The sequence below is a fragment of the Massilia sp. LMS1-1-1.1 genome (genome assembly GCF_040815535.1).
GTDB classification, from domain to species: domain Bacteria; phylum Pseudomonadota; class Gammaproteobacteria; order Burkholderiales; family Burkholderiaceae_D; genus Janthinobacterium; species Janthinobacterium aestuarii.
In genome coordinates, this window is sequence record NZ_JBFPNG010000056.1 from 299315 (window position 1) to 312753 (window position 13439).

General features: G+C 59.3%; 10 protein-coding genes. 5 read left to right on the forward strand and 5 right to left on the reverse strand.

Annotated elements, in window-relative coordinates:
• Positions 1-21: 21 nt before the first annotated feature.
• A complete protein-coding gene (gene purL / locus MRBLMS1_RS25995; protein WP_485883074.1) occupies positions 22-4071 on the reverse strand; it encodes a phosphoribosylformylglycinamidine synthase in 4050 nt (1349 codons plus the stop codon).
• A gap of 193 nt (positions 4072-4264) precedes the next feature.
• Positions 4265-5329, reverse strand: coding sequence for a GGDEF domain-containing protein (locus MRBLMS1_RS26000; RefSeq protein WP_181877826.1), 1065 nt, complete (start codon positions 5327-5329; stop codon positions 4265-4267).
• A 350-nt stretch (positions 5330-5679) separates the two neighbouring features.
• On the opposite strand from MRBLMS1_RS26000, the gene MRBLMS1_RS26005 reads away from it, so the two are divergent.
• Positions 5680-7305 (forward strand): response regulator, encoded by a 1626-nt coding sequence (locus MRBLMS1_RS26005; protein ID WP_485883077.1) that lies wholly within the window; start codon positions 5680-5682, stop codon positions 7303-7305.
• 314 nt (positions 7306-7619) lie between these two features.
• On the opposite strand, the gene MRBLMS1_RS26010 is transcribed toward MRBLMS1_RS26005, so the two are convergent.
• The 3 genes from MRBLMS1_RS26010 to MRBLMS1_RS26020 form a co-directional block, all read right to left on the reverse strand.
• Entirely contained in the window at positions 7620-8714 is a 1095-nt protein-coding gene (locus tag MRBLMS1_RS26010) for a S41 family peptidase (RefSeq protein ID WP_485883079.1), read from the reverse strand.
• Between the two features lie 71 nt (positions 8715-8785).
• Positions 8786-9286, reverse strand: a complete 501-nt coding sequence (locus MRBLMS1_RS26015) for a MarR family winged helix-turn-helix transcriptional regulator (protein WP_485883081.1) — start codon at positions 9284-9286, stop codon at positions 8786-8788.
• 169 nt (positions 9287-9455) lie between these two features.
• The gene (locus MRBLMS1_RS26020; protein ID WP_436480839.1) at positions 9456-9758 is read right to left on the reverse strand and encodes an HNH endonuclease; all 303 of its coding nucleotides are present in this window, start codon (positions 9756-9758) and stop codon (positions 9456-9458) included.
• 703 nt (positions 9759-10461) lie between these two features.
• Between MRBLMS1_RS26020 and MRBLMS1_RS26025 the strand changes: the two genes are divergently transcribed.
• From MRBLMS1_RS26025 to MRBLMS1_RS26040, 4 genes are all read left to right on the forward strand, one after another.
• Positions 10462-10923: a hypothetical protein gene (locus MRBLMS1_RS26025; RefSeq protein WP_485883084.1), complete on the forward strand. Its 462-nt coding sequence runs from the start codon at positions 10462-10464 to the stop codon at positions 10921-10923.
• Positions 10924-10984: 61 nt separating this feature from the next.
• Positions 10985-11323 (forward strand): hypothetical protein, encoded by a 339-nt coding sequence (locus tag MRBLMS1_RS26030; RefSeq protein ID WP_485883086.1) that lies wholly within the window; start codon positions 10985-10987, stop codon positions 11321-11323.
• 142 nt (positions 11324-11465) lie between these two features.
• Positions 11466-11762 carry a hypothetical protein gene (locus MRBLMS1_RS26035; RefSeq protein WP_485883088.1) on the forward strand — a complete coding sequence of 99 codons (297 nt, stop codon included), beginning with the start codon at positions 11466-11468 and terminating at the stop codon, positions 11760-11762.
• Between the two features lie 432 nt (positions 11763-12194).
• A protein-coding gene (locus tag MRBLMS1_RS26040) for an IS3 family transposase (protein WP_485883338.1) occupies positions 12195-13357 on the forward strand; the annotation gives its coding sequence in 2 pieces (ribosomal slippage) (positions 12195-12450 and positions 12450-13357; 1164 coding nt in all).
• Positions 13358-13439 lie beyond the last annotated feature (82 nt).

Genomic DNA, 13439 nt, shown 5'->3' on the forward strand with positions numbered 1-13439 from the left:
CGCTGCCCTGCAAGCGACCAATTACCCCACAAACTTCCGCGCATTCCTGAACATGCGCATCCAAGGCGAATCCTCGCCCCACGCTTCAGGGTGGTACGACTGCTGCACTGAACGGAACACGCGTTCCGCGTGCGGCATCAGCACCGTGAAGCGGCCGTCTGGCGTGGTCACGGAGGTGATGCCTTCCGGCGAGCCGTTCGGGTTGTATGGATACGCTTCCGTAGCGGCGCCCTTGTTGTCGACGAAGCGCATGGCTTTGGTGACTTGGGTGATGTCGCCCGTTTGCGAGAAGTCGGCGTAGCCTTCGCCGTGGGCGATGGCGATGCCGGCTTGGGTGCCGGCCATGCCGTTGAAGAAGATCGATGGGGAATCCATCACTTCGACCATGGCAAAGCGGCCTTCGAATTTCTCCGACTTGTTGCGCGTGAACTTGGGCCAGGCGTGGGCGCCGGGGATGATGGATTTCAGATTGCTCATCATCTGGCAGCCGTTGCAGATACCGAGGCCGAAGCTGTCCGTCCGGTTGAAGAAGCGCGCGAACTGTTCCGCCAGGCTGGCGTTGAACAGAATCGTTTTCGCCCAGCCTTCGCCAGCGCCCAGCACGTCGCCGTACGAGAAACCGCCCACGGCGATAACGCCCTGGAAGTCGTCGAGTTTCACGCGGCCGGCGATCAGGTCGCTCATGTGCACGTCGACGGCCGTGAAGCCTGCCTGGTGCATCACGTACGCCGTCTCGATATGCGAGTTGACGCCCTGCTCGCGCAGGATGGCGACGCGCGGGCGCACGCCGGTGGCGATGAATGGCGCGGCGATGTTGTCGTTCTGGTCGAAGGTAACGATCGGCGACATGCCCGGGTCTTGCACGTCCAGCAGGCGGTCGTATTCGGCGTCCGCGCAAGCCGGATTGTCGCGCAGGCGGGCGATGCGCCAGCTCGTTTCGCTCCACAGGCGGTGCAGTTCAGCGCGCGGCTGGGTGTAAATCAGCTTGGCGTCGCGCGTGAATTCGATCACGTCGCGGTCATTCAATTTGCCGATGATATGGCTGCAGGCGCCCAGGTTAAACGTGCGCAGCACGTCCATGACGAGCGATTTTTCTTCCGCGCGCACCTGGATCACGGCGCCCAGCTCTTCGCTGAACAAGGCGCGCAGGGTCAGTTCGTTGCGGCGTTCCGCTACCTGGCCCGTCCAGTTCTTGGCGTCGCCCCAGTCGCTCGAATGCTCGCCTTCCATGGTCAGCATGTCGAGGTTGACGGACATGCCCGTGTGGCCGGCGAAAGCCATTTCCGTCAGGGTGGCGTACAGGCCGCCGTCCGAACGGTCATGGTAGGCCAGCAGCTTGTCGTCGCTGTTCAATTTCTGGATGGCGGCGAAGAAGCCTTTCAGGTCTTCCGCGCTGTCCACGTCCGGCGTTTCATTGCCCAACTGACCCATGACTTGCGCCAGGGCGGAAGCACCGAGGCGGTTCTTGCCGCGGCCAAGGTCGATCAGGATCAATGACGTGTCGCCCTTGTCCGTTTTCAGCTGCGGCGTGAGCGACTTGCGCACATCCGTGACTGGCGCGAACGAGGAAACGATCAGGGACACCGGCGACGTGACGGATTTCGCCACGCCCGTGCTCTCGTCTTTCCACGTCGTGCGCATCGACAACGAATCCTTGCCGACGGGGATGCTGATGCCCAGCGCCGGGCACAGTTCCATGCCGACGGCTTTGACCGTGTCGTACAGGGCTGCGTCCTGGCCAGGCTGGCCGCAGGCGGCCATCCAGTTGGCGGACAATTTGATGTCGCTGATATCGCTGATAGCTGCGGCGGCGATGTTGGTGACGGCTTCGCCCACGGCCATGCGGCCGGAAGCTGCGGCGTCGATGACGGCCAGCGGCGTGCGTTCGCCCATGGCCATCGCTTCGCCCAGGTAGCCTTCAAAGCTCATGGTGGTGACGGCGCAATCGGCCACCGGCACTTGCCATGGTCCCACCATCTGGTCGCGCACGGTCATGCCGCCCACGCTGCGGTCGCCGATGGTGATCAGGAAGGATTTGTCGGCCACGGTCGGCAGCAGCAGCACTTTTTGCGCCACGTCCTTCAAGTCCATGCCCGTCAGGTCGATTGCAGGGAAATCGTTGGCCACGTGGACCACGTCGCGCTGCATCTTCGGCGGCTTGCCCAGCAAGACGTCCATCGGCATGTCGACCGGCTCGTTGCCCAGTTCCGTGTCGATCAGTTTCAGTTGACGCTCTTCGGTGGCCACGCCCACGGCGGCGAACAGGCAGCGTTCGCGTTCGCACATGGCTTTGAACAGTGGCAGGCTTTCCGGCGCGATGGCGAGAACGTAGCGTTCCTGCGACTCATTGCTCCAGATTTCCTTCGGCGCCATGCCCGATTCTTCCAGCGGCACCTTGCGCAGGTCGAAAATCGCGCCGCGCTTGGCATCGTTGGTGATTTCAGGGAAAGCGTTCGACAAGCCGCCCGCACCCACGTCGTGGATCGAGATGATCGGGTTGTCCGCGCCCATTTGCCAGCAGGCGTTGATGACTTCCTGGGCGCGGCGTTCCATTTCCGGATTGCCGCGCTGGACGGAGTCGAAGTCCAGGTCGGCCGTGTTGCTGCCGGTGGTCATCGACGAGGCGGCGCTACCACCCATGCCGATGCGCATCCCCGGGCCACCGAGTTGCACCAGCAGGCTGCCGACGGGGATGTCGTTCTTGTGCGTGTGCTGCGCCGAGATATTGCCGATGCCGCCCGCGATCATGATCGGCTTGTGGTAGCCGAACACGGCGTCCGCAGTACCCGCTTCCTTTGCACCGACGTTCTGTTCATACGTGCGGAAGTAGCCGCCCAGGACCGGACGGCCGAATTCGTTCGAGAACGCGGCACCGCCCAGCGGGCCTTCGATCATGATTTGCAGCGGCGACGCGATGCGTTCCGGTTTGCCGTATTGGTCCGCATCCGCGCGGCCAGCCAGCGGCGACGTCACGGAAGCGGCCGTTTCCCAGCTGCGCACGGCATCCGGCAGGGACAGGTTCGACACGGTGAAGCCGGTCAGGCCAGCTTTCGGCTTGGCACCGCGGCCCGTTGCGCCTTCGTCGCGGATCTCGCCGCCCGCGCCTGTGGAGGCACCGGGGAATGGAGAAATCGCCGTCGGGTGGTTATGCGTTTCCACCTTCATCAGGGTGTGCGTCAGTTCGGTCGACGCCGCGTATTCGTGGTTTGCACCGCGCGGGTAGAAGCGCGAGACCGTGGCGCCTTCCATGATCGAGGAATTGTCGCTGTAGGCGACGACGGTCCCCTTCGGCTGCAGTTCGTGCGTGTTCTTGATCATGCCGAACAGCGACTTCGGTTGCGCCACGCCGTCGATGGTCCAGTCGGCGTTGAAGATCTTGTGGCGGCAATGCTCGCTGTTTGCCTGCGCGAACATCATCAGTTCCACGTCCGTCGGGTTGCGGCCAGCCTTGGTGAAGGCGGCGTCCAGGTAGTCGATTTCGTCTTCCGACATCGCCAGGCCCAGTTCCGTGTTCGCCGTTTCCAGCGCGGCCTTGCCCTGCCCCAGCAAATCGATCGATTCGAGCGGGCGCGCTTCCAGGGTGCGGAACAGGTCCTTGGCGTCGTCCGCGCTGCGCAGCACGGATTCTGTCATGCGGTCGTGCAGCAGGTCGGCCACGGCTTGTACCTGCTCGTCCGTCAATTTGCCGGCGCCGATGGCGCTGCCCAGGATGCCCGATTTCAGGTTGATACGGAAAGCGATGCCGCGTTCGACGCGCTTGATGTGCGCCATGCCGCAGTTGTGCGCGATGTCGGTGGCTTTCGAGGCCCACGGTGAAATCGTGCCGAAACGGGGGATGACGAAGAATTCTTCGGCAGCGCCTTCCGTATTGTCAGCCTGGGCCGGCTCGCCGTACGTCAGCAAGGCGCCAAGGCGCGTGCTGTCGTCGTCGGTGAGAGGCGCGCTGGCATCGATGAAATGGACATAGCGTGCTTGTACGGCAACAATCGCAGGCGAGACGGCTTGCAATTGGCTTAACAGACGGTGGCTACGGAAAACGGACAGGGCATTGGAACCCGGCAGTATCAACATGATTGGAAGGTGGTTGATGCAGCGTGGCTGCGGGTTAAAGGTAGGTATGACAATATCTTTCGTACGGCAAATTTCCTTTGCGCGCATTATACCCGTTTTACCCCTGCCTTATGACCGGAACTTGGCCCTTTGCCACCGTTTTGCCCCGCACAGCGGCAGTTTTTGACATGGCAACAACACCCTCAGCCGGTCATCAGGCGATCACATAGCGGTTCTTGCCTTGCCGCTTGGCCAGGTACAGGGCCTCGTCGGCCAGCCGGTAGCTGTGGCCCAGGTCCTTGCTCCGGTCCAGCTCGGCCACGCCCACGCTGATCGACACGAACTGTGCGGCCAGGAAAGCCTGGCTGACGGCTTCGACCAGGGAGCCGGCAAAGGCGCGCGCGTCTTCCCGGTCGCCCGCGTAGACGATGCCGAATTCCTCGCCGCCCAGGCGGCCGCACAGATGGCCCTGCGCCTTGTCCGCGATGACGGCGGCCGTGCGCACGAGCACCGCGTCGCCCGCATCGTGGCCCTGCTGGTCGTTGATGATCTTGAAATTGTCGATGTCGATCATCAGGAAATGCAGCTTGCCGCCATGAGTTGCGCCATGCATCTGCTGGGCGCGCTGCGTGAACATGCGGCGGTTGTTCAAGCCCGTCAGGCTGTCCTGGAAGGCCAGCCGCGTCAGCTCCACCTTGGAGTGATAGTTGCGCAAGCGCAATAAACTGAAGCTGACATTGAGCGCCAGTCCGAACAGCACGCTGACGGCGATCATCAAGGGCACCCAGGATTGGTCGGGCAAGCCCGCGTTGACCGGATACAGGCCATGGCCCACGTTCCACCACACGCCGGCCACCACAGCCAGATAGCTGAGACCGCCATTGAAGATGGAGGCGATGGCCAGGGTCATGAAGACGCCCACCGGCAAGACCCAGAAGCTGGCGTGATGGACGGCGTCGGCCATGGTGCGCAAGCCAAAAGTCAGGGCCAGCACGGCGCAGGCGCCCGTAACGGTCAGCACGGGCAAGGTGGTGCAGCGGTAGCGCACGACCAGGCTGATCAACATGCCCAGCAGCGCCAGCACGGCATGCGTGAGGTTCGGATGGTAAGCGGGCGGCATCAGCAGCCACGTCAGGCTGAAGGCGATGATGCCCAGCGCTTGCGTGACCATGCCGACCCGGTGCAATTCCGCAAAATAGGTATGCTGCTGTTCGCTGTTGCCGCCAAATGCGAGGGGAACGGCAACGCGCCGCAGGGAAGAAAGGTCAGGAACACGCATACGGGTATCGACACCAGAAAGAAGAAAAGCGCCCGGTACAGCCTTGCGCATGCCTGGCCGCAAGATTGTGCGGCATCCAACATTAGTTGTAATTAGGATACTATCATGCTAGTCAACTATGTGCTGGAATTTGCGGCGCCGGCACTGGCGCGCAGCACAACGGTGCCATGAAATACAACGCTGCGCGCCACCGGATGCGCCCTGCACCCTGCCCCGCGCCCGATTGCACGCATTTTGCTGGCAGTGCCGGCCAGCTTTGCAGTATGCTGGTAAGAAATAATGCTGCCGGGCCGAGACATATATAAGAAGAGTTCCCGCAAATGACCGAACAGATGAACGAGAGCTGAACAATGCCAGAAACTAGCGACTTATCTGTCCTGATCGTCGACCCGAACCCCAGCATGCGGGGCAATCTGCACAATATGCTGAACCAGGCGGCCATCACCAAGGTGGAATATGCCGTCAATGCCGGCACGGCCATCCGCTTGCTGACGAAGAAACCGTTCGACATCATCCTGTGCGAATACGATCTTGGCAGCGGCACCGACGGCCAGGATGGCCAGCAATTGCTGGAAGACTTGCGCCACCATAAGCTGATCGGCCTGTGGACGATCTTCATCATGCTGACCTCGGAAGCCATCCACAGCAAGGTGATCAGCGCGGCCGAGCTGACCCCGTCCGACTACATATTGAAACCGTTCACCGTCGACGTGCTGAGCGGACGCATCGCGCGCGCCATCGAGCGGCGTGCCATTTTCCTTCCCACGTATCAGCTGATCGACAAGGGCGACTTGCGCGAAGCCGTGAAAAGCTGCCGTGCGGCCGAACTGCAGCACCCACGCCTGGCGGCCGATTTTGCCCGCCTGCGCGCCGAGCTGCACATCGCCCTGGACGAATGGAAGGATGCGGAACAGCTGTACGCCGACATGCTGGCCACGCGCCCCATGGCCTGGGCCCACCTGGGACTGGCGCGCACCCTGTTCGAACAGCAGCGCCACGAGGAAGCGCAGGATGCGCTGCTGGAACTGGTGGAGGTCTATCCCCGCTTCATGGCCGCCTACGACCTGCTGGCGCAAAACCATGAAGCCATGGGCCAGCAGCTGCAGGCGAAGAAAATCCTCGAGGACGCGGTAGCCATCTCGCCGCACATGGTACGCCGCTTGCGCCACCTGGGCGGCATCGCCTTCGACACGGGCGACATCGGCGCGGCCGAACGGGCCTACAAGCAGGTGGTGACGAAGGCAAAATACTCGGAATTCCGCGACCCGGAAGACCACGTCAACCTGGTGAAAACGCTGGTCAAGAAAGGCGATGCGCCGCAGGCCAGCGGCGTGCTGCGCGACATGGAGCGCTCGCTGCGCGGCGGCGCCAACGTGGAAGCGTGCCGCGCCATCTCGGCCGCCATGCTGCATGAATTGTCGGGCAACGACATCGCCGCCGCCACCGAACTGCAACTGGCCGCCGCCGCCCTGGACACGGCGCGGGGCCTGTCGACGCAGCTGAAGGTGGGTCTCGTGCAAAGCTGCCTGAAAAACAACCTGGAACAGGCGGCGTCCGACGTCATGATGAAACTCGTCAACGAAGCCGACAGCGACGTGACGATGGAAGCGGCCGTCGATGTCTTTGAAAAGGCGGGCCGCCACGACTTGGCGCAAGGCATGGGCCAGCAGATCACGAATCAGGTGCAGGAACTGATGCAGGATGCGGCCAGCAAGTCGGAAAGCGGAGAACTCAAGGGAGCCGTATTCGTGCTGCGCCAGGCCTTGCGCAAAACCCCAGGCAACCTGCCCGTGCTGTTCGCCTCCGTCGACGCCATCCTGCGCCAGCTCAACATGCTGGGCTGGGAAGCCCCGCTGGCCGAACAGGCGCAGCACCAGATGCAGGTGATCCGCAAGATCGACCCCAAACATCCAAAGCTCGAGTCGCTCAAGCAGCAGTACGAGGCGACGCAGCACAAGTATGGTATTGCGACCTGATGTGAGGGACGCACTGCAAACCTGCTGCGCAGCCCACTCTCGGGTCGGCGTTGCTCGCCGTACTAAAGTACGGCTGCGCTACTCAACCCGACATTGGGCTTGCTCGCGACGGTTTTCAGAGGCGTTGTGGCGTGCGTTGACGTCAAAAACGCACAGCCCATTTCCGATCATTCACGTAGGTCGGACACGTAGGTCGGATTAGCGTAGCGTAATCCGACACCATTGTTGGCTCAGTAGTGTCGGATTACGCGGCGTGCCGCCGCTAATCCGACCTACGCCCCCACGCCGCCACAAGCTTGATCAGCTTCGCGATATCAACGCTCGCCCCTGAGCGTGTAGACCGGCTTCTCGGACTCCCCCTTCTCCGTCATCGCCAGCACGCGCTGCAGTTCCTTGCGCTCGTTGCCCTCCTTGGCCGATGACACCAGGTTGCGCAGGATGGCGACATGCGCCGTCTGCAACGCTTGCGCCGCCGGCACGGCGATGTCCGGTTTCACGCCGACATGCTCCCAGTTGGTTTTGGTGACGGCATTGGTCGTGCGCGCGGTCGGAATCGCGACAATGATGTCCTGCCCCACGTTGTACCAGCTCACGGGATTGGAGCCGCCGCCGGTGGTTTCTCCGACCACCGTCCCCCGTTTCTGCGCCTGGATGCCATAGGAGAAATCCTCCCCGCCGGAAAACGTGCGGGCCGAGGTCAGCACGTACAGGGGCTTGTCGTAACGCTGTGCGACCGTCTTCACGGTCCAGAACTGCCGCGTCGTACCGGTCGGGCGATCGTACATGTCGATCAGGTGACGCTCGTCGCCGAACGGGAAGAAATGACTCATCAAGTAAGCCACGCTGGCCGGGCTGCCGCCGCCGTTACGGCGCAGGTCGAGGATCAGCGCATCCGTCCCTGCCATGAGCGACATCGCCGCCGTGTACGCCGCAGCGACGAATTCCGGACCGCCGAAGCCGCGCAGCTCGATATAGCCGACGTTGCCGGGAAGGCGTTCGATCTTCTCGATGTCATAGCCGCGCCGGGTGGTCTGGTCGCGCCATTCGTCAATCTTGGCGCGGCTGGGCACTTCGGCGGCACCGCTGCGCTCACGAAGACCTTCGTAAAACGCGGCGCCGAAATGCAAGTCACCGCTCAGTTCCCGCAAGTCCTTCGCCAGCGCCGCACTGAAGGCCTTCACGCTGGAGGCGGTCGCATAGCCTCCTTCGGCATTTTTCCTGGCAATCGCACTGCCGACCCGTTCGGCCACCGCTGGCTCGATGTAATTCGCGTTCATTTTCACTGCGAGTGTCTGCACGATCGCCGTGCGATCGGCCGCGTTCAAGGCGGTGTCCTCCGCCGCAAAGGCGCGCAACGACAACAACGTGCCCAATACGATTGCTGCGGCAAGCTTCTTTCTACCTGACATACATTCCTCCAAGTTGGACTGCGAAACGTTTGATCGTTGTGTGAAAAGTGTGCGTGGCGGCATCATTCAGGTTACTCGTCAGGTGTTGTCGTCGCTGCGTCAGAGCGGGTATCCAGGCGCAGCCTGCCATCGCGAATGCGTGCGCCGAAGGAACGCGTCTCGAGTACGGCGATCGCCTGTGCAAGGCAGTCGGACAAGGGAAACGCCAGTTCCGCATCGAGGCTGTCGGCCGCGGATTTGGTCGCCTGCCAGCACAACCGCAGGCGCGGCAGCAGCGCTGCGCCAGCGGCGCTGAGGCGCACCACGCGCTGCCTGCCGTCTTCGCCGCCGGCGACCACCGTCAACAGGCCCTTCTTCACCATCAAGGCCACTGTCTGGGTCGCGGCAGGCTGCGTGAGGCCGCCCAGGGCCGCCAGCTCTCCAATGGTCGCGCTCGGCTGCTCGGCCAGCACCCGCATCACCGGCGTGTAGCGCGGCCGGTAATCGAGCCCCGCTTCCACGTAGGCCTGCTCGACCGCGCCGTCGAGCAGTTCGATGAGATGTCGTAATTGCGTGCCTAGTCCAGGTTTCATGCAACCATGGTAGCACCGTTTATATAAGAGCTTATATAAATATTTAAAAACTATTGAAGCGGGCCACCATCCAACCAAGGTGGCCTCAGCGAAGCGCCTGCTTGTGCACGTTATAAGTTAGCGACGATTGGTACTTGGCAATAGGTTCGCTGCCACTGCAGCGCCTGCATCAACGAGGGAATTTATACCGTACCAGCAGCGTAGCTCCCTTGCCGCCAGGTGGCGTCAGCAGTATCTCGTCACCCGGCTGCATCTCTTCATACATCACCGTGCAACAGGTCGGCATGGAGTGGCCGCGCGCCGGATAAACGCCAACCTCGGTGTGCAGGTTCGCAGCGCGTACGTCCACGCTGGACTTGCCGGCCTTTGCTTCTTCTTGCAGCAGCTTGCGCAGTACGGTGACGAAGTCCCCTTTGCTGAGCCTGGCAGGCGCCTGGTTAGCTTGCGGGCGAGTGGTTGCGTCGTTTTTCATGGCTGTTTCTTTCAGTAAATAAATTTTCGCCACTATAACATTCGCTCCTGGTGCAACACGACCATGGGGCACAGCGAGGCCATCACATCCGACCGAGGCAACCGCGGCAGAGCGCCTGCGATGGAGCTCCCATCATGATCGGCGCGACATGGCATCTGATGTTTGGCTAAAGCAGAAGCTTGCGATGGCCGCTACACTTTAGCGTGCTCTCAGTAATGAAGCGACCAGCCATTTGGAGTAAAGTGCTGCATCCAGCGGATTGACCCGCCGGTTTGAATTGCCAACGGCAGTAGCCAACAGCAGACATTGAAAACGTTAACGTTTTGTGCGGTTCAAGGCACCTAGAGGAAAATCATGGCAGGAAATTTTTTGAGCCGAGGCGCGCTAGTCCACCTTATCAAGAGTCAGGAACGAACTAATGCTATTCAGAAGCGCGATGGATTAACCCAGCACCCGGTGCGAACAACTGTGTGTGGCTGCCGTGACCCTGATTGCGGTGGCTGGCATACCATACTGATTGAGAAAAACGTGCCAACCGAAGACGAATGCAGGTCGATTTTGCAACGTAAAAAGACCAAAAGAAAGGGCTAGTTGCGTATGGCCGAATCTGGCCAAGAGCGGATGTTGAATAAGTTTGCGATGGGCAAGAACACAAGTTGTTTAATTCAGGGCGTGCAGTCGCCCATTTCTAAATATGGAATCAATGACAGTGATGGCAACAAAGTGGAAGAACCAGGAGGTGCGAAGCCACAATGGCCTCGTGTGCACCAACGGTGATATCTACGAAGTGCACGAAACCAGAATGGCCAGAGTACATGAAAAACAGGAGCTTGGCGGTTGGCTCAATGTCGCGATTCTGGCGCAAGAAGAGCTGTATGGTGGTCAGTACATAGTCAAGTGCGGAGAGGCTGCGGAACACGGCTCAATCGGCGTAGTCGTTTTGGAATCGCTGCAAAGTCATGAACCTGTTTGGACGTTTGTTTCGGATCAATCCAATCCATTTGATCAAATAACAATCAAGGGCGGCTTGGTTTTGGTGCTGTCAACGTCAGGCGCCGTGTTACGGTTTGGTGCGCCAATGAGGGAGGCAAGACTTCTGCTTCCGAGTACGTCGATCCATGATACTAACAAAGTGAGACGCTGCGCGTCCGCTATGCTTAGGTGATGCCTTTTAGGCGGCCTCCGGTCAGGAACAGACAGTTAGAGGAATTGATGAGGTACGAAAGATGGAAGAACCAGTTCGAGTTCAGCTGTGGGCGAAAATAGCTCCTACTATGCGGGAAGAAGGACTTAAGCTCATCCGTGCGCAGGGAGTTTTTGTTAGTGAGATTGAACTGCGAAAAGCAGTGATGGAAAGTGTGCGCGACAGAAGACCGATGCAGGTTTCATTAAGGTTGGGCTATCAAAACGCGCGGCAACTAGCATCCTCCAATAGAGCTATTTTTGAGGAGGTTACATATTGCCAAGAAGGATATAGCCCAAGTGCCGCCTATTGTTCAGATCATAATTTCCACTATGGTGGAATTTTTGGGTGTCACCTTTGTAGTGGTTTTTACGAGAAGTAGAACTCTTGAACAAAGACCGCTTTGGGGCGGATGCAGCCTGTCGAGCGAGCCTAAGGAATTTTCCGTTTGTCAATCTGATATGCTGAGGCAAGCGGCCGGGTTCGGCCAAGAGCAGCCGCTCAAAATTGAATACGAAAAACACATGGAACAACAAGCTGCCACCACCTTATTAATGTTCCTGACCCCCTTTGTTGCATGGGCCTTTCATGGCCTAGGAGGAATGCTAAATAAGCACTTGGGAAGAAACGCTGTAAACGGTGCTTCTGTCTACAACTGGCTATCGGTAGCCATTGCCGCTCTGCCAGCATTGGCAAACGACCCTAAGACCTTTGGAAGAATTTTAGCGGCATTCGCCATATCTTGGATTGTGGGTGTGTCGCTCTCAAAAAAACATAAACGAAGCCACTTAGCGAATGCTGTGAAGACAACGGACGCTTAGTGCTATGCAGCCTCCGGCTGATTCAGACAGCAATCGGCTGCGGATTCAATCGGTCAACGACGGCAACCGGCCAAGAGCACACGTATAGAAAGTGAATCTATGGAAATAACTGAAATCGATGTGCTACGAGCGCTAGAGTCTGACGGCTCCGTATGGACTGAGTATTTCGTGCTGAACTCGCTAGTGATAGCGCGACGAAACGCGAAAGGAACGCTGATGGCAAAGCTCATCGAAGACAACAAACTCTTCGGTGCTACAAAAGCTTTTCTTGTCTCATGTGGGCACGCGATCGCAAAGGCTGAAGACTTGCCGCCAGCTCAGGAATAGTTGCGATAGTCTGGACTTTGTTCGACCAGAAGCGGTCATTGTGTAGTGGTTTAATGTACCCGGACACTGATTTAGGCGAGAATGCTCGCCATGGAGAGGTGTTTGATGAGCAAGCAAAGACGTACGTTTTCCCCTGAGTTCAAACAGCAGGCGGCATGCCTGGTACTGGACCAAGGATATAGCCATACGGAGGCAAGCCGTTCGGTCGGCATCGGCGAATCAGTGCTGCGCCGCTGGGTGCAGCAGCTTCAGTTGGAGCGGCAAGGCATCACGCCACAGAGTAAGGCAATGACGCCTGATCAGCAGCGAATACAGGAACTCGAAGCGCGCATTGAGCGTCTCGAGCGGGAGAAGTCCATTTTAAAAAAGGCTACCGCGCTCTTGATGTCGGAAGGGATAGAACGTACGAGGTAATCGATCAGATTTGTGGTAACGAATCAATCGAGTTGATCTGCGCGGTGTTCGACGTAGCGCGGTCATGCCTGTACGCGCATCGGGAGCGCGCCCGGCACATTGATGTTGAGCGCATGGCATTGCGTAGCCGCGTGCACGAGCTGTTCGTCGAGAGTCGCAGTTCGGCGGGAAGCCGCAGCATCATGGGCATGATGCGCGAGGAAGGCACGGCAATTGGCCGCTTCAAAGTCAGTCGTTTGATGGAAGAGCTAGGGCTGGTCTGCAAACAGCCTGGCAGCCATGCCTATAAGCAGGCTACGGTGGAGCGGGTCGATATTCCGAACCACCTCAATCGTGAATTCACAGTCGAGGCGCCAAATCAGGCCTGGTGCGGAGACATCACCTATGTCTGGGCGCAAGGCCGATGGTATTACTTGGCAGTGGTGTTGGATTTGTTCGCTCGCCGAGCGGTGGGCTGGGCATTCTCGCTACGGCCCGACGCCGACCTTGTTGTGCAAGCGCTGGAAATGGCTTACGAGCAGCGAGGTCGACCGCAGGGCCTGCTGTTTCATTCGGATCAAGGCAGCCAGTACGCCAGTCGAAAATTCCGTCAGCGCTTGTGGCGCTATCGGATACGACAGAGTATGAGCCGTCGGGGAAATTGTTGGGATAACTCTCCGATGGAACGGCTGTTCCGCAGCTTCAAAACTGAATGGCTGCCGTCAACTGGTTACATGACGGCACAGGAAGCACAACGGGACATCAGCCATTACCTGATGCACAGGTATAACTGGATACGGCCACATCAGTTCAATCACGGATTGGCACCGGCCGTCGCCGAAGAAAAACTTAACGTAGTGTCCGGGATGGGTTGACCACTACATTGCCAGAATTTTATTGATTATTATTTTTATGCCTTTCTACATTTAAATGTTTGGAATATTCAAAAAGCGGCAA

Coding starts and splice junctions, on each gene's coding strand:
- purL (WP_485883074.1), bottom strand. CDS start 4,071: ATGTTGATACTGCCGGGTTCCAATGCCCTGTCCGTTTTCCGTAGCCAC.
- MRBLMS1_RS26000 (WP_181877826.1), bottom strand. CDS start 5,329: ATGCGTGTTCCTGACCTTTCTTCCCTGCGGCGCGTTGCCGTTCCCCTC.
- MRBLMS1_RS26005 (WP_485883077.1), top strand. CDS start 5,680: ATGCCAGAAACTAGCGACTTATCTGTCCTGATCGTCGACCCGAACCCC.
- MRBLMS1_RS26010 (WP_485883079.1), bottom strand. CDS start 8,714: ATGTCAGGTAGAAAGAAGCTTGCCGCAGCAATCGTATTGGGCACGTTG.
- MRBLMS1_RS26015 (WP_485883081.1), bottom strand. CDS start 9,286: ATGAAACCTGGACTAGGCACGCAATTACGACATCTCATCGAACTGCTC.
- MRBLMS1_RS26020 (WP_436480839.1), bottom strand. CDS start 9,758: ATGAAAAACGACGCAACCACTCGCCCGCAAGCTAACCAGGCGCCTGCC.
- MRBLMS1_RS26025 (WP_485883084.1), top strand. CDS start 10,462: ATGACAGTGATGGCAACAAAGTGGAAGAACCAGGAGGTGCGAAGCCAC.
- MRBLMS1_RS26030 (WP_485883086.1), top strand. CDS start 10,985: ATGGAAGAACCAGTTCGAGTTCAGCTGTGGGCGAAAATAGCTCCTACT.
- MRBLMS1_RS26035 (WP_485883088.1), top strand. CDS start 11,466: ATGGAACAACAAGCTGCCACCACCTTATTAATGTTCCTGACCCCCTTT.